This window comes from Streptomyces sp. NPDC001889 (genome assembly GCF_053594535.1).
Genome location: NZ_JBSFER010000015.1, coordinates 68558 through 87083, shown reverse-complemented (window position 1 = coordinate 87083; position 18526 = coordinate 68558). Strand labels below are relative to the sequence as shown.

Sequence of the window (18526 nt, the reverse complement as noted above, 5' to 3'; positions counted from 1 at the left end):
GTGCCCGGGGCACCCCGCGGTGACCATGGGGACGGCGGTCGCCCCCGCCCGGCCCGGTCCGGGTGCCGCGCACACCGCCGCGCACGGGCGCGGGGTCACCCCTCATCGGCGCGGCGGGCGCGCAGCGCCCTCACCTTGTGGCGGTTGCCGCAGTGCTCCATGGAGCACCAGCGGCGCCGGCCGGGGCGTGAGGTGTCGACATAGACCAGCTCGCAGTTCCCGGCGGCGCAGGCGCGGATACGGTGTGCGAAGGGGCCGGTCAGCAGGGCGATGGCGTCCCGGGCGACGGAGGCGGCCAGTTGCGTGCCGTCGGGTGTGCCGGCCCACCGCAGCTTCCCGGCCGGTGTGACAGCGGGTGCCAGGGCGGGCCGGGCCGCCGCCTCGTTGACGGTCTCCAGATCGCCGGGCGGATACGGCTCGCCGCGCATATGGGCGACAACCATCCGGAGCAGGGCGTCGCGCAGCCTCCGCACCTCGGTCACCTCGGGCCGGGAGACGGTGAGCACGGGCGTCGGCGTCAGCCGGGAGCGGTCCGCCCAGGCGGCCAGGTCGGCGGGCTCGTGCAGGACCTCGTAACGGCGGTAGGGGCCGGGGCCGCCGGTGGTCAGCAGCTCCAGGCACAGCGCGCCGGGGTCGAACCGGTGGGCGACGCCGCCACCCGAGTGGAGCGTCAGCCCCTTGCTTGCAGAGGAGGCCATGTAACCAATATAACGAGTTACATGGCACTGAGTTGGAAGTTGGTCATCGACAGCGGGAACGCCGCGACGCTCGCGGACTTCTGGGCCGCGGCCCTGGAGTACGAGGTGGAGGACCCCAGCGCTCTCATCGAGCAACTGCTGGCCGCCGGTCACATCGACGAGGACGCGGTCATCGAGCACCGGGGCCGCCGGATCTTCCGCGGCTATGCCGGGGTCCGCCACCCCGATGACCCGTTCGACGAGACCAGCGGTGTGGGGCACGGCCGGCGGCTGCTCTTCCAGGACGTGCCCGAGGGCAAGTCCGGCAAGAACCGTCTGCACGTCGACATCCACAGTGACCCCGGCGGCCTCGACGCGCTGGTGGCCCGTCTCGAAGGGCTGGGGGCCGTCCGCGTCGAGGAGATCGACCACGGGCCCGCCGGGCACTGGTGGCTCATGCGGGACCCCGAGGGCAACGAGTTCTGCGCCGCGTAGCCGCCCGCCCCGCGTGGTGGTCCCGGCGGAGATCCCTCCTTTCGGGTGATGGCTGGTCCTGTGCGCAGCCGCCATGATGGATTCGCGCCACTCGAATTCCGCCGCCTGGCAGGGGCCTTGGGGCCCGCTGCGTCCATGAGGTGTGCGCCCTTCGGGCTGACGAACTTCACCTTCCGATATCGAGAGGAAGAAGTCGTGGCATTCAATAACTTCGGATCGGTCACCACTCTGGCCGCGGGTGCCCAGACCACCTGGTGGTTCATCTTCGGCAACGGCGAGGACCGGGGCGCCCAGGCGGCCTGGCCGGACGTCAAACCGTCGGGCAACGGCCCCGCGCACATCGCGTTCAACCACAGCAAGCGGAGAACCGGCGCCGGATACACCGAGTACGGCGTGACCATCAGGAACGTCGGCGGTGAGGCGGGAACCCACAACCTGCAGGGCGGGGGCCTCTCATGAAGTACACCGTCATCACCGAGGAGAGCGGTGAGGTGGTCGCCGTGCAGGAAGGGCACGCCTCCGAGGCCCGGAAGTCCGGCGGGTACGCGGTCATCGCGCCGGGGGAGGGGCAGCGGCTCCACGAGGTGGACATCCCCGAAGTGGCCGAATCCACCGCTCCCGAGGAACTCCTGCGGAGCGTGGCCGCCCATCTGGCGCTCTAGGTCGTCTCTTTCGGATCGTGCCGGGCTCGCGAGCCCTGGTGCCGCGCCTCGCCGCGTTGTCGTCGGTCGCCTGTGCTCCGCGTGGGCTCCCTCCTCCGCCTCGCGATCCACGGCACCGGACCCCGCTCACCGATCCGGCCCGATCCGAAAGAAACTCCCCAGGTCGTCCCGACAGCGCCCCGGGGCCGTCGGTCGCCGACCGGCGGCCCCGGGGTCCGCCCCGCCCGCCCGGGGTATCGGGTGAAGGGGCCCCTCCCCGCGCGTATCACCCGGGCAGGTCGAACCGGGGCTCCCCGGTGCGGGGGCGCTTGAGTTCGTGGAACCCCGGAACCCCTGCCAGCAGCAGAAAGCCGTCCCACAGCCGGCCGGCCGCCTCCCCGGTGGGTGCCGGGGAGACGACCGGGCCGAAGAAGCCGGTCCGGGCACCGCCCTCCCCGGCGACCGAGAGCACCGGGGTCCCCACATCGCCGCCGGCCAGGTCGATGGCCCGCGCGTGCGAGGAGCGGATCGCGTCGTCGTACGCGGTGGACCCGGCGGCCCCGGCCAGCTCCTCGGGCAGTCCGGCGTCGGAGAGGGCCCCGGTGAGGTTCCCCCAGTCCCCCCTGAGGTGGAAACGGGTGCCCATCGCGGTGAAGAGGGCGCCGAGGGCCCGCTCGCCGAACCGTTCCTCCACGGCGGCGCACACCCGTACCGGCGCCCACATGTACTCCTCCCACTCGCCCTCGGGATGGTCGTCCCGGTGTTCGTTGAGCACCGAGAGGCTCATCACCCGCCAGCGGATGGTCACCGGCCGCACCCGGCTCACCTCGATCAGCCAGCGTGAGGTGATCCAGGTGTACGGGCAGACGGGGTCGAACCAGAAATCGGCGGTGTGCGGTGCGGCCATGCGTCGGCTCCTCCGGGGAAGGTCGGGTGCGCGGGGGACGGGCCGGCCGGGGGTACCGGGGCGACCGCCCCGTCCGGCGGGCCGCGATCCCGCCCCGAAGACCTCGGCGGCCACTGTGATCGGATCGATGCGTCGCTGCTCATCGGGTGAGGCTAGCAACCCCCCGCCGGACCCCTGGACTTCGCACGGATCGACGTCGAGCGGTACGGCCGGCGGGCCGGCCCGGACACGACCCGCCCGACCCCGCCCGGAGCCCCCGGAGGACACCCCGGCCGGGCTGAACCGGGCCGCCCCGCCCGGCTCGCGCCCCGCGCTCCCACCGGACCGTCCACCGGGCGCCGGGGTGTCGTCGCCCTTCCGGTCTCTCCGGGGCCCGGTCGGGGAAAGCACTCCGGCGGACGGCGCGCTCACCCGGCCGGCTGCCCTCCGTATGCCCGCCGGCCGCGCTGACGGTGTACTGACCCACAGACGGCACCCAACCCTCCCGGCAGGAGCGCCAGCGTGACAACAGCGATTGTGGGCCTCGGCAACATCGGATCGCGGCTGGCCGCGGACCTGGTCGAGGGCGGTGAGACCGTCCTGCTCGCGGGACGTGACCCCGGGAGGACGGAGGAGCTGGCCGGCAGCCTCGGCGACCGGGCCACCGCCGTGAGCGTCGACGAAGCGGTGGACCGCGCGGACGTCCTCATCCTCGCGGTGTGGTTCGACACCATCAAGGAACTCGTCGCCCGGTACGGCGACCGCCTCAACGGCACGATCGTCGTCGACCCCTCCAACCCGATCGCCCCCGACGGGAAGGGCGGGTTCACCAGGACGCTCCCGGACAACGAGTCGTCGGGAGCGGTCATCGCGGGCCTGCTGCCCCCGGGCGCCCGCCCCGTCAAGGCCTTCGGCACCCTGGTCGCCGACTCCCTGCGCACCGCCGCCAACCGGACCCCGGACCGCGCGGTCGGCTTCTACGCCACCGACGACACCGAGGCCGGGGACGTGGTGGCCGGTCTCATCCGCGCGGCGGGCTTCGACCCGCTGAGGGTCGGGGGCATCGACCAGTCGCTGCGCATCGAGGTCTTCGGCGACCTCCACGAGGGCACCCTGGGAACCCTCCCCACGGCCGGCGAGGCCAGAGGACTCCTCTGATCCGCGCGCGCCGCGCCGGGGTCACGGCGGGCCGCCGGCACCCTCGACCAGGGACCAGGGACCCGGCACACTCGCCTGCATGCCCACACCGACACAGCGCTGGAGCCCCACCCACGGCGATCCCTACCGCCCCGTCCCCTACCGCCCCGCCCGGGTGGCCCCGGCGGAGTCCCTCACCCGGGCCGCGGAGCTGCGCGCCCGCATGGACGAGCGGCGCACGGTACGGCAGTTCGCCCCCGATCCGGTGCCCGTCCAGGCCGTCAGGGACGCGATCGCCTGCGCGGCCACCGCTCCGTCCGGCGCCCACCAGCAGCCCTGGACCTTCGTACTGGTCCAGGACGGCGGGGTGCGGCGGCGCATCCGGGAGGCGGCCGAGGAGGAGGAGCGGGTCTCCTACGACGGCCGCCTCGGTGACGAGTGGCTCGCCGCCCTGCGCCCGCTCGGCACCGACGAGGTCAAACCGCATCTCACGGACGCCCCGGCCCTGATCGTGGTCTTCCAGCAGCGTTACTGGCTCGGCGAGGACGGCACCAGACGCAAGCACTACTACGTCGACGAGTCCGTCGGTATCGCTGTCGGCATGCTGCTCACGGCGCTGCATCTGTCCGGTCTCGCCGCGCTCGTCCACACCCCGAGCCCGATGCGCTTCCTCTCCGAGGTCCTCGGCCGGCCGGTGAACGAGAAGGCCTTCGCCGTCATCCCGGTCGGCTACCCGGCGCCCGACTGCCAGGTGCCGGATCTGATCCGCAAATCACTGGATCAGGTGATGACCGAGGTCTGAACCGGCGGCGGCGCACCGCGCCCGGTGCACGATGACCGTACTCCGGTGCGCCGCCGGGGTCAGACCTGTGCCGGGGCCTTCGCGCCGCCGTCGTCCGCGGCGGTCCCGGCCGCGGGGGTGTCGCCCGAGGGCTTCTGCGCCGTGTACATCGCCGACCCCTGCTTGTGCTCCTTGTCGATGACCCCCTTCTTCACCAGGGTCTCCAGGTTGTTGCGCACCACCTGGATGGAGGTCTTGCGCCGGGGGTGCCGGGCGAGGAGGTCGGTGTGGACCTCGCGGGCCATGCGGGGCTCGCCGGCGTGGGCGAGGAGAAGGCCGAGGACGACCTCGTGCAGCGGCGGCTCCGCCGCGGGCTTCTCCGCGGGCTTCTCCGTGGCGGCCGGCTTCTCCTCCGCCGCGGTCTTCCTGGCGGCGGCCTTCTTCACGGCCGGGGCCGCCTTGCCTCCAGCCTTGGCGCGCGGTGCCTTCCTGGCGCGCGCGGCGGGGGCGGCGGTGTCCTTCGCACCCGGCTTCCCCTGCCGCGGCTTCGGGACCGGGCGGGAGGCGGTGGCCTCGGCGGGGTTTTCGGCGGGCGCCTCCGGCGCGGGGCTCTCCCCGCCGGCGGCCGGTGCGGCCTCCTTGCCGGCGGGTGTGCTCCGCTCCTCCTCCGAGGGCAGGGTCCCCTGGATGCCGGAGAGCCAGCTTTCGTCGGCCCGCAGGCGCGTCAGCCGCTCCTGAAGCTCCGTGATCTGCGCGGAGACACTCTCCTGTTCGGTGCGGTTCGCCTCCAGGTCGGCGGCAAACCGCTGTGCGTACCTGCTCTGGATGGGGGCGTTGTCCGGCTCGTTGGCCACGGCAACTCACTCTCCTCGTACCTGGTGTGTCGCTGCCGGATGCTACTCACCATGAGGCCGTCTCCGTCACCCTCCCGCCCGATCCGCACAACCGGTGCGCGCGGGGGCGCGGATGAGGCGGGGCCGGTGACGGTGGGGTCCGGTGCCCCGGAGCGGGGGTGCGGGGGTGGCCGGAGGGCTCCGCCCCCGGGTGGGAGCGGACATCCGGGCGGGCCCGGTTCGGCAGGTCTGAGAGTGTGTCATCTTCCTTGGCAACCAGCCGTGTTGTGGGGAAACACGGTGCCGGTCCACCCTCGCTCGGCCGGCCCGACCCGGCGGTCGCGCGGGTGTGTTCCGCCTCCGTGGGCGGGTGGGGAGCGTGGGCCGGGGTGGCGGCCCCGGGCCGGGTGGAGGTGCGCCGGAGGCAACCGCGGCCGTTTTTCTGTTCGGTGCCGTGTGCGGAGCGGTGGCGGCCCTTCGGCGGCGGGTGGCGTGCCGGGGCCGGGGGCCGCCCGGACCGGCGCGGGAGGAGAAGCGGCCCGTACCGCCGGGACCTGTGGCCCCTCGCGCGCACGCGGGGGCACGCTCATGCTGGAGAGGGGATCGGTCGACGATCCCCATCGCTCCAGGAGGTGTGCACCATGTCCCGCACTGTCACTGTCGGCCTCGACGGCACCCGAGAGAGTCTGGCCGCCGCCGAGTGGGCCGCCCGCGAAGCGCGGCTGCGCGGTCTGGCGCTGCGGATGGTCCAGGTCTGGGAGGCCGTGCCCCTGATGCAGGCGCCCTTCCTCGGCCGGGAGACCCGGCAGCGCTGGGACGAGCCGTCCGAGCGGATTCCCTTCGAGACCGCCCAGGCCCTGCGGCGCCGCCACCCCGGGCTCGACATCACCTGGCGGCAGCTCACCGGCCGCCCCGCCGAGGTCCTGCCCGAGGCGGCCGAGGAGTCGGAGCTGCTGGTTCTCGGCTCCCGGGGCCTGGGCGGCCTCGGCGGCTTCCTCCTCGGGTCGGTGGGGCAGTCGGTGGTCGCGCGCGCCGAACGGCCGGTGGTCTTCGTCCGCGCCCCGGAGGGCGATGAGGAGGGGGCGCTGCCCGAGACGGACGGCCCCGTGGTCCTGGGGCTCGACGCCAACGCCCCGGACGACGCGCTGACGGCCTTCGCCTTCGACGCGGCGGCCCGCCGGGAGACGGCCCTGAGGGTCGTGCACAGCTGGAACCTGCCGCCCTACTTCGCCTACGGACTCCCCCCGGACCCCGAGCTGAACGCCCAGTTGGCCGATGGCGAGGCCCGCACCCTCGCCGAGGTGCTGCGCCCCTGGCGGCAGAAGTACCCCGCGCTCGATGTGATCGAGGAAGCCCGTCCGGGCAAGGCCGTGGACCAACTGGTGGACGCGTCGCGCCGGGCGTCCCTGGTGGTCGTCGGCCGCCGTATCCGGCGCGCCACCCCCTTCGGCGGACGGATCGGCTCGGTCGCGCACGCGGTGCTCCACCACGCCGCCGCCCCCGTCGCGGTGATCCCCCATCAGTAGGCGCCGACGGCCCGACCGGTGCCGGCGGGCCCGTCGGCCGGAAACGCGGTACGTCCGCTTCCGGTCGGGCGGGTCCGCCGACTGGTCAGGGGCCGGATGGGGTCCGGGCGGGCCACCACCGTAGAAAGCGCTTTCGGTCAGAGTGGACAGCAGATGAACCTTTGGTGAACTCGCGCCCGTGCTGATGGACATGGTGAGGCAACAGCGGCCTCAGCCCCTCAGCATCCGGAGGTTGGCATGTCCGGCAGCGACGACACCCTCGCATCGTCACAGGAGATGTGGGACACGGTTCCGAACCTCCCACCCACCCACCGGGGGTCTCTGGTGGCCCGGTGGGAGAAGACCTCGGCCGACGGGAAGGACCCCCGGCTCCTGGCCCGCTGGGAGACCGTCCGGGACACACGGGGAAGGGCGGTGATTCCGCACCAGAGGGTGTCGGGGGAGTCCCTGGCACCGGCACAGCCCGGGCCCCGTCCGGTGCGGACGTCCGGAGTCGCCGGGGGTGCCGGAGCCGCGAGGCCGTCCGGTGCCGCCGGGGCCCCCGGAGCCGTGGCGGAACCCGGGGGCGTGGCGCAACCCGGGACCGTGGCGCAACCCGGGACCGGCGGGGCGGCCGGAGCCCCGGCGCCGCCCGCGGCCACCGAGACCAGCACCCAGGCCTACGCCGAGATCCTCCAGGAGGTACGGGTCGCCCAGACCGCCCTCCAGTTCCTGCTCGGCTTTCTGATGGCCGTCTCCGTCACCCCCCGCTTCGCCGCCTTCGACACCACCGACCGGGTGATCTATGTCGCCGCGCTCGTGCTCGCGCTGGGCTCCTTCGGTCTGCTCACCGCCCCCGCCCCCTTCCACCGGCTGGTCTCCGACCCCCGACGCAAACACCGGCTGGTGAAGGTGTCGGGCCAACTGGCCCTGTGGGGGCTCGTGCTGCTGATGCTCGCCCTCACCTGCGCGGTGCTGCTGGTGCTCACCGTGGTGATGCACGGCGCCCTCGCCGCCCTGCTGGCCGCCGTCATCCTCGGCTGGCTCTTCGGCTTCTGGTTCTGCATGCCCCTGCGGGCCCGGCTGCGCGACCGGCACCGGGCCGCCCCCTGAGCACCTGCCGCCGGGAACGGGCTCCGGCCTCACTCCAGTCCGGAGCCCTCCCGCAGCCGCGCCAGCCGCAGCAGCCCCCCGTCCTCGCGGAGTCTGGTGGTGGTGGTCCGGTCGGGGTAGCAGCGCATGAACATGTTCGTGAAGTGGGTGCCGTAGTGCAGCACCTGCCGCTCCGCGGCGTCCGGTCCCGCGCCGCTGCGCGCATGGCGCAGAGGCCGTACCCGGGCCTGGAAATTGGGCTCGTGGAAGTACGCGATGGCGTACCGCGGGCGGTCGGCGAGGCGGACCTTGTGCGGGGTCGACAGCAGATGGCCGCCGGTCAGCAACTGGAGGATGTCACCCGGGAAGACCGTCACGGTGCCGGGCACCGGCGGCACCTCCGACCAGGGCTCGTCGTCCTCGTACACGCCCGCGGTGCTCTCGTGCTCCAGCCAGTTGCGGTTGCGGTGCTCACCGGGTACCGGTGGCCGTATCCACAATCCGCCCACCTCGTCCTGGACCGCGATCACCAGCAGGCCGTAGTCGGTGTGCGCGCCGATGCCCCGGCCGCTCCGCGCCGGCGCGGACGGGAAGCGCAGCACCCGCATATGGTGCCAGCCGTCGTCCGTGAGCACCTTGAGCGCCGAGGGCCGCTCCAGCCCCAGGCCGAGTGCCGTCAGGGCGAGCAGCCGGTCGCCCAGCGACCCCAGCTCGCCCATGAGGGCCAGCATCGCGTGCCGGTAGGCGGCGTCGGGCCAGGGCACCGGGCCGTGGCAGGGCCAGCGCGACAGGGCGCGCTGGTCCCCGGGGCCGATGTCCTTGCACACGGTGAAGACCTCCGGGCGGTCGGGCACGCCCGCCGTCAGCTCCTCGCCCGGCGCGATGTATCCGCTGTAGGTCGTGTCGCTGACACACCGCGCCTTCTCCCGCGCCGGAGCGCCGAAGAAGTGCCTGCTCGCTTTCATCGCCTCGGCCGCGGCCCGCCGCTGGGCGGCGCCGAGGGCGACGGCGAAGATCCCATGGGTGCGCCAGGCGTCGATCACGGCGGTTCCGAGCGCCCGGTCGGCGGCAGATCCGGTGACATCGGAGGGGAGTTCGAGGACGGGGGGTCCGGACATGCGGGTTCTCCTCGGGGGAGGCGAGGCGGCCGTCCAGCCGTGGCGCGGGGGACGGCACACGGGTGCCCTGTGTCACGGACCGCGCCCCCCGCCGGCTCACCGGCCGGGGGGAGCGGAGAGGTGGATGGCCGGAAACGTGCCCCGGCGGCGGGCCGGTGGGACCCGCACCACCGGGCCTCGGGTCTTCCGCTGGGATCTCGCCGGCTCGCGTGCCCTGGCACCGCACCTCACCTCGCCGCGTTGTCGTCCTTCGCCCATGGCCTCCCGTGCCCTGGCGGGCACGGGAGGTGCCCCCATCGCGGTGGCTCGAACCCCCGTCTCGCGACGCGCGGCACCAGACCCCGCTCACTGATCCAGCCCGATCCGGACGGGAGCCCCTGGGTCTCCCGCGGCCTCGACGGCCGTCCGGGCCCGGCGCTCGGACCCGGACGGCCGGGGCCCGGCGCGCGGCCTCCCGCCCGCGCGGGCCGCGCTCGGCCGGGCTCACGTGGAGCTGCTCACGTGGGTCGGTGACCCGGGCTGGGCTCACGCGGGACGGTGACCCGGGCCGGGCTCACGCGTGCCGGCGCACCCGGGCCCGGCGGCTCACGCGGGGCGGTTGAACTGGGTGGCCAGCACCGCCGCCTGGATACGGCGTTCGACACCCAGTTTGGCCAGCAGCCGCGATATGTGGTTCTTCACCGTCTTCTCGGCGAGGTACAGCCGGGCCCCGATCTGACGGTTGGTGAGCCCCTCCCCGATCAGCGCCAGAATCTCCCGCTCCCGGTCCGTCAACTCGCCGAGCTGCGACTCCTCCGCACTCGGCTCCGCCGGCGCCCTGAGCGTGTTCATCAGCCGCGCCGTGGTCGCCGGGTCGAGCATCGACTGACCGGCCGCCACGGTGCGCACCGCCGCCACCAGATCCGACCCCTTGATCTGCTTCAGCACATACCCGGCCGCCCCCGCCATGATCGCGTCCAGCAGGGCGTCGTCGTCGTCGAACGACGTCAGCATCAGACAGGCCGTCCCCGGCAGCCGCGACCGCAGCTCCCGGCAGACCGAGATGCCGTCGCCGTCCGGCAGCCGGATGTCGAGCACCGCCACGTCCGGGCGCAGCGCCGGGGCCCGCACCAGGGCCGCCTCGCCCGAGCCCGCCTCGCCGACCACCTCGATGTCCGGCTCGGAGCCGAGCAGATCGTGCACACCCCGCCGGACGACCTCGTGGTCGTCGAGGAGGAAGACCCGGATCGGGCGCTGCGGAGAGAAGGCGGGTGTCGCGGTCACGTCGGTGGCTCCCTGTTCTTGGCTGTTCCCTACGAGAGTGCAGCCTCGCGCACCCCCGGCGACAGGGGCCGAACGGCCCCTGTCGCCGCCCGCTCACTCAGGGCGGCACCCACGGCCCCCGGGGACGCCGCTCCCGTGCGGGCCGTACAGATCCAGCAGCCGGGTGCGCGCCGCCCGCAGCCGGTGGGCCAGCACCGCGCCCACCCATCGGCCCACCTCGTAGCCGAACCAGGGGTCGGCGTCGCAGAGCCGCCGGGCCCGGGCCGCGTCGAACTCCAGCGCCCGTACCGGTGTCATGGCCTCCGCGCCCATCTGCCAGGACGACGGCGGGAACATCCACGACCAGCCGACCAGCTCGCCGTGGGTGAGCGACTCGATCACCGCGGGACGCCGGCCGGGCACGGCGATGTCCAGGGTGACCAGACCGGTCCGTACGATCCAGAACCGGTCCGGCCGGTCGCCCTCGTCGAAGATTCTGGCCCCCTGGCCGAAGGAGACCTCCCGGCCGATCTCCATCAACCGTCCGCGGTGCTCCGTCGACAGAGCGCTCATCGTGGTCCTCAAGGTGCTCACCGTCCTGACTCCCGCCCACCCGCTGCCACGGGGAGGCCGGGCTTCCCGGGCCCTTCGGCGTCCGGCTGACACCGTCGAGCATCCGCCGGGGGACGCCCGTACCGCTGGGGCCGGGCGGGGACACCCACCGGGCCGAACGGCCCTGCCGGGGAGCGCGCCCGGCGCGGGCGATACGGTGGCGGGGGCCCTGGTGGGCCGGATCGGACGGAGGGTCTCGGAGGGCCAATGAGTGGGGACGAAGGCGGCGCGGGCAGGCTTCCGCGCCTCCGGCTCGACGAGCTGCTCGACGAACTCCAGTCCCGGATCGACGAGGTGCGGGGCAGCCGCGACCGGCTCAACGGTCTGCTGGAGGCCGTGATGTCGGTGGGCCGTGAGCTGGATCTTCCCCAGGTGCTGCGCGGCATCGTGGAGGCCGCGGTGGTGCTCGTGGACGCCGAGTACGGCGCGCTCGGCGTCATCGGGGACGAGCGGAGGCTCGACCAGTTCCTGACGGTCGGCGTCCCCGAGGAGACCAGCGCCCGCATCGGCGACCCGCCGTCGGGGCACGGGCTGCTCGGGGAGCTGATCCGGCACCCCGAGGCGCTCCGGCTCCCGGAGCTGTCCGACCACCCCTCCTCATCGGGGTTCCCCGCGCACCACCCGCCGATGCACTCCTTCCTCGGGGTGCCCGTGCGGGTGCGGGACGAGGTGTTCGGCAATCTGTATCTGACGGAGAAGCGCGGCGGCGGCGAGTTCGACGCCGAGGACGAGGCGGTCCTCGCCACCCTGGCGGTCGCGGCCGGCATCGCGATCGAGAACGCCCGGCTCTTCGAGACGGTACGGCTCCGGGAGCGGTGGCTGACCGCCAGCGCCGACTTCACCAGCGCGCTGCTCTCCGGGGCCACCGAGATCCAGGTCCTGGAGATGATGACGGACCGGGCCAGGCACCTCACCACCTCCGATGTGGGCGTCGTCTATCTCGCCGGGCGGGGCGGGGAGCTGCGCGAGGCGCTGGTGCTGGGGGAGGGAGCCGCCGAGCCGGCCGGGGCGCAGCCGTCCGCCGGGGGCACCCTGGCCGCCGCCGCGCTCGCCGAGGGCGCCCTGACCACCTCCCCGGACCTCGCCGGCGATCCGCGGGTGAGCGCGGGGGCGGGCCGCTGGGAGGGGTTCGGGCCCGCGGTCGCCGTTCCCGTGGGGAAGGCGGGCCGGGTCAGGGGCGTGCTGATGCTCGCCCGCGCGTCGGGGCGACCGCCGTTCACCGACGCGGAGACCGCGCCCCTGTCGGGTTTCGCGGGGCAGGCCGCGCTCGCCCTCGAACTGGAGGACCGGCGCCGCGACTCCGAGCAGATGGCCCTGCTCGCCGACCGCGACCGGATCGCCCGCGATCTGCACGATCTGGCGATCCAGCGGCTCTTCGCGACCGGGATGACGCTCCAGAGCGCCCGCAGATTCGTCGACCACCCGGAGGCCACCGAGCGGCTGGTGCGGGCGATCGACGACCTGGACGACACCATCAAGATCATTCGGTCGACGATCTTCGGCCTCCGCGAGCGCGAGACGGCGGGCGCCTCGCCCGGTCTGCGGGTCCGTACCGTCCGGGCCCTGGAGGAGGCGGCCCGCACCCTCGGGTTCGCCCCCGGCCTGCGGATGGAGGGTCTGATCGACACGGATGTGCCGCGCCCGGTCGCGGACGAGGTGGTGGCGGTGCTCGCGGAGGCCCTGAGCAATGTGGCCCGCCACGCCGCCGCCACCCGGACCGAGGTGTCGCTCCGGGTCCGCGCGGGGGAGCTGACCGTGACGGTCACGGACGACGGCGTGGGGATCGGTACGGCTCCGGAGGGCCGCCGCAGCGGTCTGCGGAACCTCGCGGAGCGCGCGGCCAGGCTCGGCGGCACGAGCACGGCCGGCCCGGGCGAGGAGTCCGGCACCCACCTGGAATGGCGAGTCCCCCTCCCTCCCGACGCCTGACCCCGCCTCGCCCGCAGCCGGCGGGTGGGCTGCGTTCCCGCTCCCCGGCGGGGGTCGCGTCCGGCGTTCGGGGACGGACCGTGTTCTCCGGCCTGTCCGGTGTTCGGGGGCGGCCCCTGGGGGTGGGGTGTGCCCGCAGCCGGCGGGTGGGCTGCGTTCCCGCTCCCCGGCGGGGTTGCTGTCCCCAGCCCGTCCGGCGTTTGAGGACGGACCGTGTTCCCCGGGTGCCCGGAGCTGATGGGTGTGGTTGCCCTCTCGGCCCCTGCGGGCTCCCCTTCCTGAGCCCGTCCTGTTGCTTCGGGGGCGGAAGCCGCGCGGCCGGGGTGCCCGCAGTCGGCGGGTGGGCTGCGTTCCCGCTCCCCGGCGGGCTCCCCTTTCTCAGCCCGTCCGGCGTTTGAGGACGGACCCCGTCGGCGGGGTGCCCGCGGGCGGCGGGATCGGTACGCCGGGTCTCCCGGGCCGCGCGCCACTCAGAACTCCTTCGCGTTGCCGGATGCCATGGCCTTCGGCATGGTGGACGGAGGACGGGAACACGTCCTCGGCCCCCGGGCCGGGCGGCCGTCCCCCCGCGGCCGGGGCCCAGCCCACCGGCCCCACCGGGTGCGCCGGAGCGCATGCTCCAGGCCCCGCCGCGCCCCCCCAGACCCGTACATCCGCCCCAGCGTCCGGATGCGCCCATGGCCGTACCCCGCACTCTCCGCACCCTCGCCCTCGCGCTCGCCTCAGCCCTGCTGACCCTCTCCACCGCGACGGCCACCGCCGCCGAACCCGTCGCTCCACCGGCCCCCGCGACGGCCCCCGCGACCGCGACCCTCTCCATCCCCGCCATCGGCGTGCGCGACCTCCGCGTCATCCCCTACGAGGGCACGACGGACGACACCGAGGGCACCCGCATCCAGAACCGGGGGGACGCCGCCAGCCCCCACGGCGAGCACGGCGGCGTCGGCCCGGGCGAGAAGGGCAACTACCTGGTCACCGCCCACCGGCTCTCCGCGGGCGGCCCGCTGCGCGACCTCCCGTCCCTGGGCGAGGGCGACACGGTCACCGTCACGGCGGCCGGCCGTACCCACACCTACGAGATCACCGGGACGCGCCGCACCTCCTTCCGCTCCGAGCGCTCCCTCGCCGAACAGCGCGCCCCGGTCCCGGGCCACCCCGGCGAGCGCCCCACCGAGGCCATGATCACGCTCTCGACGTGCGCGACCCCGGAGGACAACGCCGCAGGCAACTTCTGGCGCGACGCCCACGGCAACCCGGAGCACCGCATCGACAAGATCGGTGTGCTCAGGGAGGAGTAGCCGGGGGAGACACCCGCCCCGGCGCGCACCGGGGCCCGGCGGATCAGCGCGTACGGATCGCCGGGTCGCTCACCCCCGGAGCCCCGTTCTCCACGTGCCCGGCGAACCGCCGCAGGAAGCCGCTGTCCGTGGAGGCGGTCACCTCCAGGTCGTACCAGCGCTCGCGGCCCCGCAGCTCCACGGTGTGCCGCACCCGCCCGCCCGGACGGACCGTGAACGTCCGCTTCCTGCCGCCGTAGGCGTTGGCGAGCGTCAGCCGGCAGACCGAGGTGCCGTGGTTGACCATGGTCAGCTCGACCCCCTCGCGGGCGATATGACGGGCCGTCACCTCCGGCCCCGCCGTGGCGGCCTGCCCCCGGAAGGCGCGGAGGAAGCCGTTCGGACCGTACACCGTCAGATCGTGCGCGCCCTGGGAGCGGGAGGCGCTCCAGGTGCCGGAGACGGTGTTCCCGGCGGCGGCGGTGTAGGTCCACGGCCCGTCCGTCCGGTTCGCCGCTGTCACCAGGAAGCACGCGCCCGCCCGTGCGCCCCCGCCGAAGGTCAGGGTGATCCGCCCGGCCTCCGGCGACCGCTCCGCGTCCACCAGGGGCGCGTAGGGAAGGGGCCGGGTGGGCCGGGAGCCCCTCTCCTGCGCGGGCATCGACGGGTCGGCGGGCGGCACCGGCACATAGCTGGGGTGGCGCTCCCTGTCCGGCGGTTCCCAGGCGTCGGTGTCCGGCAGCTCCGCGGGCCGGTCCTGTCGCAGCGCGAAGTCGAACGCCGAGGTCAGATCGCCGCAGACGGCGCGCCGCCAGGGCGAGATACCCGGCTCGGCCACCCCGAAGCGCCGCTCCATGAACCGGACGAGCGAGGTGTGGTCGAAGGTCTCGGAGCAGACGTACCCGCCGGTGCTCCAGGGCGACACCACCAGCATCGGCACCCGCTGGCCGAGCCCGTAGGGCCCGGCGCGGTACTTCCTGTCCCCGGGGAAGTGGTCGAGCGAGCTGTCCACCCCGGAGAGCCCCTGCGCGGCCGACGCCGGCGGGAAGGGCGGGGGCACGTGGTCGAAGTAGCCGTCGTTCTCGTCGTAGGTGATGAACAGCGCGGTCCTCGCCCATACGCCGGGGTTGGAGGTGAGGGCGTCCAGCACCCGGGAGATGTACCAGGCGCCGTAGTTCGTCGGCCAGTTCGGGTGCTCGGAGAACGCCTCGGGGGCGGTGATCCAGGAGATCCGCGGCAGCCGGCCGGCGGCGACATCGGCCCTCAGCACATCGAAGTACCCGTCCCCGCGCCCCACGTCCGTACCGGTGCGGGCCCTGTCGAAGAGCGGGTTCCCCGGCCGGGCGTCGCGGTACTGGTTGAAGTACAACAGCGAATTGTCGCCGTAGTTGCCCCGGTAGGCGTCCTGGAGCCACCCCCACCGCCCGGCCGCGTCCAGGCCGTCGCCGATGTCCTGGTAGATCTTCCAGGAGATCCCGGCCCGCTCCAGCCGCTCGGGGTACGTGGTCCAGTCGTACCCCAGCTGCTCATTGCCGAGCACCGGCCCGCCGCCCCTGCCGTCGTTGCCGGTGTGGCCCGTCCACATGTAGTAGCGGTTGGGGTCGGTCGCGCCGATGAAGGAGCAGTGGTACGCGTCGCAGACGGTGAACGCGTCGGCGAGCGCGTAGTGGAACGGGATGTCCTCCCGCTCCAGATACGCCATCGTCCCGGCGGACTTGGCCGGAATCCAGGTGTCGTACCGGCCGTCGTTCCAGGCCCGGTGGCCGTCTTCCCAGTAGTGGGGCAGGCCTGCGATGAACCGCATGCCGAGGTCCTTGGCGTCCGGGTGGTAGGGGAGCACCTCCTTCGTCCCGTCCGGCTGGTGCCACACCGGCTTACCGGAGTTCAGCACGTAGGGGCGCGGATCGCCGAAGCCGCGTACTCCCCTGAGCGCACCGAAGTAGTGGTCGAAGGAGCGGTTCTCCTGCATCAGGACGACGATGTGCTCCACGTCCCTGATGGAGCCGTGACGCCGGCTCGCCGGGATCGCGGCGGCGCGATTGACGCTTCCGGTGAGGGCGGCGTGGCCGGCGGTGGCCCCGGCGATCCGCAGAAAGCGGCGGCGGTCGAGTTCAGACATGGAGCGGGAACCCCTTGGAGGTGGGAGAGCGAGCGTGAGTCGTGACGCCGGGGGAGTGTCCAAGAGGAGTGGAGCGGGCGGAAGGGGCCGCGGGGGGCCGGCTCCGGGAATGTGCGCGGTCCGTGCGGCGAAGAGTGACGGCCCGGTCCTCCCGGTCCTCCCGGCCCTCCCGGCGTGACGGCCTCCGGGGGTGCCGGCCCGTCAGTCCTCCCGGCGCTGCGGGTGGACGGCCAGGGAGAAGGAGTGCCCGGCCGGGTCGGAGTAGACCCGGACATCGCGCGGGCCGCTGTTGTCCTTGGTGTCCACCGGCCGAGCGCCCAGGCCGACGGCCTCGCGCTCGGCCTCGTCCATGTCGCCCCGGCCCACCAGGATGCGCAGATGCGCCTGCTGCGAGTCCTCCGGCCGGGGCCAGCTCGGGGGCGCGTAACCGCGGTCTCTGCGGATCGCGAGATGGACGCCTCTGTGGCCGATGATCTCCACCAGGTCCGGGTCGTCCCCGATATGGATCTCCGCGTCGAGGAGGGCGGCGTAGAACTCCGCCAGCTCGACCGGTTCGGCACTGTCCAGTACCAGCACACTTGTCTTGGTGACCGTCATACCGGCCCGCCTACCCCCTCGGGCCGGATGCAGACGGGCCCGAATCGGCCATCACCGCCCGCCTCCCGCCCCCGCCTCCCGCCCCCGCCTCCCGTTCACGGCCCCGGCCCCGCTCCCGTCTCCGTCCACCGCAGAAGCTCCGCCGCGCTCCAGGTGTTGATCACCCGGTCGGGCCGCACCCCGGCCCGCTCCGCCCGGTCGCAGCCGAGGATCTGCCAGTCGAGCTGCCCCGGGGCGTGCGCGTCCGTGTCGATGGCGAGGAACACATCCGCCTCCACGGCGAGCCGCAGCAGCCGCATCGGCGGATCGAGCCGCTCCGGTCTGCTGTTGATCTCCACCGCCGTGCCCCGGTCCGCGCAGGCCGCGAAGACCTCCGCCGCGTCGAAGCGCGACTCGGGCCGGGTGCCGCTGCTCCCCGGCCGCCCCCGGCCCATGTGCTCACGGCCGATCAGCAGCCGCCCGGTGCAGTGGCCCAGCACATCCACCCGGGGGTCGCTCACCGCCCGCACCAGCCGCCGGGTCATGCCCGCCGACTCCATCCGCAGCTCGGAGTGGACCGAGGCGACCACCAGGTCGAGGCGCTCCAGCAGCTCCGGCTCCTGGTCCAGCGAGCCGTCCGGCAGGATGTCGCACTCGATGCCCGTGAGCAGCCGGAACGGCGCCCAGCGCGCGTTCAGGTCGGCCACCACCTCCAGTTGCTCGCGCAGCCGCTCGGCGGAGAGCCCGTTCGCCACGGTCAGCCGGGGCGAGTGATCGGTGAGCACCGCCCACTCGTGGCCCAGCGCCCGCGCCGTCCGGCCCATCGCCTCGATCGGACTGCCCCCGTCCGACCAGTCCGAGTGCAGATGGCAGTCACCGCGCAGCAGCGCCCGCAGCGCGTCGCCGCCCTCCGTCCGCGGCGCCGACGCCTCCTCCTCCAGCCCCTGGAGATAGACCGGCACCTCTCCGGCCAGCGCCTCCCGCACCACGGCCGCCGTCCTGGGGCCGACGCCCCTGACCGCCTCCAGTGTGCCCGCGGCGGCCCGCTCGGCGATCTCCCCGGGGCCCAGCTCCGCCAGGGCCGCCGACGCGGTGCGGAACGCCCGGACCCGGTAGGTCCGCGCCCGGGAGCGCTCCAGCAGGAACGCCACCCGGTCCAGCGCGTCCAGAGGGTCCATGGCTGCTCCTCGTGGCATCTCCCCGGCCCTCTCCGCGCCGGGGTGCGGCACCCCGGGGCGCGCTCCCGGGGCCTGACTCCCACTCTCGCCCGCCGCGCGCGGCGCGGCACCCCGGAGCGCCCCCGACGGGACCGTCCGCACGGTGCTCCCGGAGGCCGCACGGTGAACCCCGCACGCCCCCGGCCCGCGCCGGACACCTCCGTACCCGCCCCCGCGCGACCGGTACCGCCCGGCGCGCCGTCCGGACCCGGCGGCGGCGGAGTGCGCCGGGGGCTCACCGGGACGGGCGCGGACCGACCCCCTCCGCGGGCGCCCACCCCGCCCGGCCGGCGACGGCGCCGGCCCCGCGGCGGTTCGTGCCGGACCCCGCGCGGGCCCCTGGGCGCACACGCCCGGCAGGCCCGGCTCCCGGTCGGCCCGCCGTGCCC

Annotated in this window: 18 protein-coding genes; 9 read left to right on the top strand and 9 right to left on the bottom strand. The window is 74.4% G+C overall.

Annotation, left to right across the window (positions count from 1 at the left end; genetic code table 11):
* Window positions 1–95: 95 nt before the first annotated feature.
* Window positions 96–698 carry a CGNR zinc finger domain-containing protein gene (locus tag ACWCRA_RS18790; protein WP_351546207.1) on the bottom strand — a complete coding sequence of 201 codons (603 nt, stop codon included), beginning with the start codon at window positions 696–698 and terminating at the stop codon, window positions 96–98.
* Window positions 699–719: 21 nt separating this feature from the next.
* Here ACWCRA_RS18790 and ACWCRA_RS18785 point away from each other — a divergent pair, with 21 nt between their 5' ends.
* The 3 genes from ACWCRA_RS18785 (at window position 720) to ACWCRA_RS18775 (ending at window position 1834) form a co-directional block, all read left to right on the top strand.
* Window positions 720–1172 (top strand): VOC family protein, encoded by a 453-nt coding sequence (locus ACWCRA_RS18785; RefSeq protein WP_351546210.1) that lies wholly within the window; start codon window positions 720–722, stop codon window positions 1170–1172.
* Window positions 1173–1367: 195 nt separating this feature from the next.
* Window positions 1368–1631: a hypothetical protein gene (locus ACWCRA_RS18780; RefSeq protein WP_351546213.1), complete on the top strand. Its 264-nt coding sequence runs from the start codon at window positions 1368–1370 to the stop codon at window positions 1629–1631.
* The gene (locus ACWCRA_RS18775; RefSeq protein ID WP_351546216.1) at window positions 1628–1834 is read left to right on the top strand and encodes a hypothetical protein; all 207 of its coding nucleotides are present in this window, start codon (window positions 1628–1630) and stop codon (window positions 1832–1834) included. Before ACWCRA_RS18780 ends, ACWCRA_RS18775 begins: the two co-directional genes overlap by 4 nt.
* Window positions 1835–2099: 265 nt before the next feature.
* Here ACWCRA_RS18775 and ACWCRA_RS18770 read toward each other — a convergent pair whose 3' ends face one another.
* Window positions 2100–2720 (bottom strand): mycothiol-dependent nitroreductase Rv2466c family protein, encoded by a 621-nt coding sequence (locus ACWCRA_RS18770; RefSeq protein WP_351546219.1) that lies wholly within the window; start codon window positions 2718–2720, stop codon window positions 2100–2102.
* A 501-nt stretch (window positions 2721–3221) separates the two neighbouring features.
* Here ACWCRA_RS18770 and ACWCRA_RS18765 point away from each other — a divergent pair.
* Window positions 3222–3857, top strand: a complete 636-nt coding sequence (locus tag ACWCRA_RS18765; RefSeq protein ID WP_351546222.1) for an NADPH-dependent F420 reductase — start codon at window positions 3222–3224, stop codon at window positions 3855–3857.
* 79 nt (window positions 3858–3936) lie between these two features.
* Window positions 3937–4638, top strand: a complete 702-nt coding sequence (locus ACWCRA_RS18760) for a nitroreductase family protein (protein WP_351546225.1) — start codon at window positions 3937–3939, stop codon at window positions 4636–4638.
* 59 nt (window positions 4639–4697) lie between these two features.
* Here the strand turns inward: ACWCRA_RS18760 and ACWCRA_RS18755 are convergent, their stop codons facing one another.
* On the bottom strand, window positions 4698–5471 hold the full coding sequence (locus ACWCRA_RS18755; protein ID WP_351546228.1) for a hypothetical protein: 774 nt from the start codon (window positions 5469–5471) through the stop codon (window positions 4698–4700).
* Window positions 5472–6091: 620 nt separating this feature from the next.
* Here ACWCRA_RS18755 and ACWCRA_RS18750 point away from each other — a divergent pair.
* Together ACWCRA_RS18750 and ACWCRA_RS18745 are read left to right on the top strand one after the other, a co-directional pair.
* Window positions 6092–6976, top strand: a complete 885-nt coding sequence (locus ACWCRA_RS18750) for a universal stress protein (protein WP_451068086.1) — start codon at window positions 6092–6094, stop codon at window positions 6974–6976.
* 585 nt (window positions 6977–7561) lie between these two features.
* Complete coding sequence (locus ACWCRA_RS18745) at window positions 7562–8068, top strand: DUF6328 family protein (protein ID WP_351546234.1); 507 nt, start codon at window positions 7562–7564, stop codon at window positions 8066–8068.
* Window positions 8069–8097: 29 nt separating this feature from the next.
* Here ACWCRA_RS18745 and ACWCRA_RS18740 read toward each other — a convergent pair whose 3' ends face one another.
* The 3 genes from ACWCRA_RS18740 to ACWCRA_RS18730 all read right to left on the bottom strand — a co-directional run bounded on the left by ACWCRA_RS18740 (window position 8098) and on the right by ACWCRA_RS18730 (window position 10980).
* Complete coding sequence (locus ACWCRA_RS18740) at window positions 8098–9165, bottom strand: 2OG-Fe(II) oxygenase family protein (RefSeq protein ID WP_351546237.1); 1068 nt, start codon at window positions 9163–9165, stop codon at window positions 8098–8100.
* Window positions 9166–9750: 585 nt separating this feature from the next.
* Window positions 9751–10428 (bottom strand): response regulator transcription factor, encoded by a 678-nt coding sequence (locus ACWCRA_RS18735; RefSeq protein ID WP_351546240.1) that lies wholly within the window; start codon window positions 10426–10428, stop codon window positions 9751–9753.
* Between the two features lie 93 nt (window positions 10429–10521).
* Window positions 10522–10980: a Crp/Fnr family transcriptional regulator gene (locus ACWCRA_RS18730; RefSeq protein ID WP_451068156.1), complete on the bottom strand. Its 459-nt coding sequence runs from the start codon at window positions 10978–10980 to the stop codon at window positions 10522–10524.
* 246 nt (window positions 10981–11226) lie between these two features.
* Between ACWCRA_RS18730 and ACWCRA_RS18725 the strand changes: the two genes are divergently transcribed.
* Both ACWCRA_RS18725 and ACWCRA_RS18720 read left to right on the top strand, forming a co-directional pair.
* Complete coding sequence (locus ACWCRA_RS18725; protein ID WP_451068085.1) at window positions 11227–12948, top strand: GAF domain-containing sensor histidine kinase; 1722 nt, start codon at window positions 11227–11229, stop codon at window positions 12946–12948.
* 677 nt (window positions 12949–13625) lie between these two features.
* A complete protein-coding gene (locus ACWCRA_RS18720; RefSeq protein ID WP_451068084.1) occupies window positions 13626–14246 on the top strand; it encodes a class E sortase in 621 nt (206 codons plus the stop codon).
* 43 nt (window positions 14247–14289) lie between these two features.
* Here the strand turns inward: ACWCRA_RS18720 and ACWCRA_RS18715 are convergent, their stop codons facing one another.
* From ACWCRA_RS18715 to ACWCRA_RS18705, 3 genes are all read right to left on the bottom strand, one after another.
* Entirely contained in the window at window positions 14290–16344 is a 2055-nt protein-coding gene (locus ACWCRA_RS18715) for a phosphocholine-specific phospholipase C (RefSeq protein WP_451068083.1), read from the bottom strand.
* 201 nt (window positions 16345–16545) lie between these two features.
* Window positions 16546–16941, bottom strand: a complete 396-nt coding sequence (locus tag ACWCRA_RS18710) for a VOC family protein (RefSeq protein ID WP_451068082.1) — start codon at window positions 16939–16941, stop codon at window positions 16546–16548.
* 95 nt (window positions 16942–17036) lie between these two features.
* A complete protein-coding gene (locus tag ACWCRA_RS18705) occupies window positions 17037–18098 on the bottom strand; it encodes a PHP domain-containing protein (RefSeq protein WP_351547630.1) in 1062 nt (353 codons plus the stop codon).
* Window positions 18099–18526: the final 428 nt, after the last annotated feature.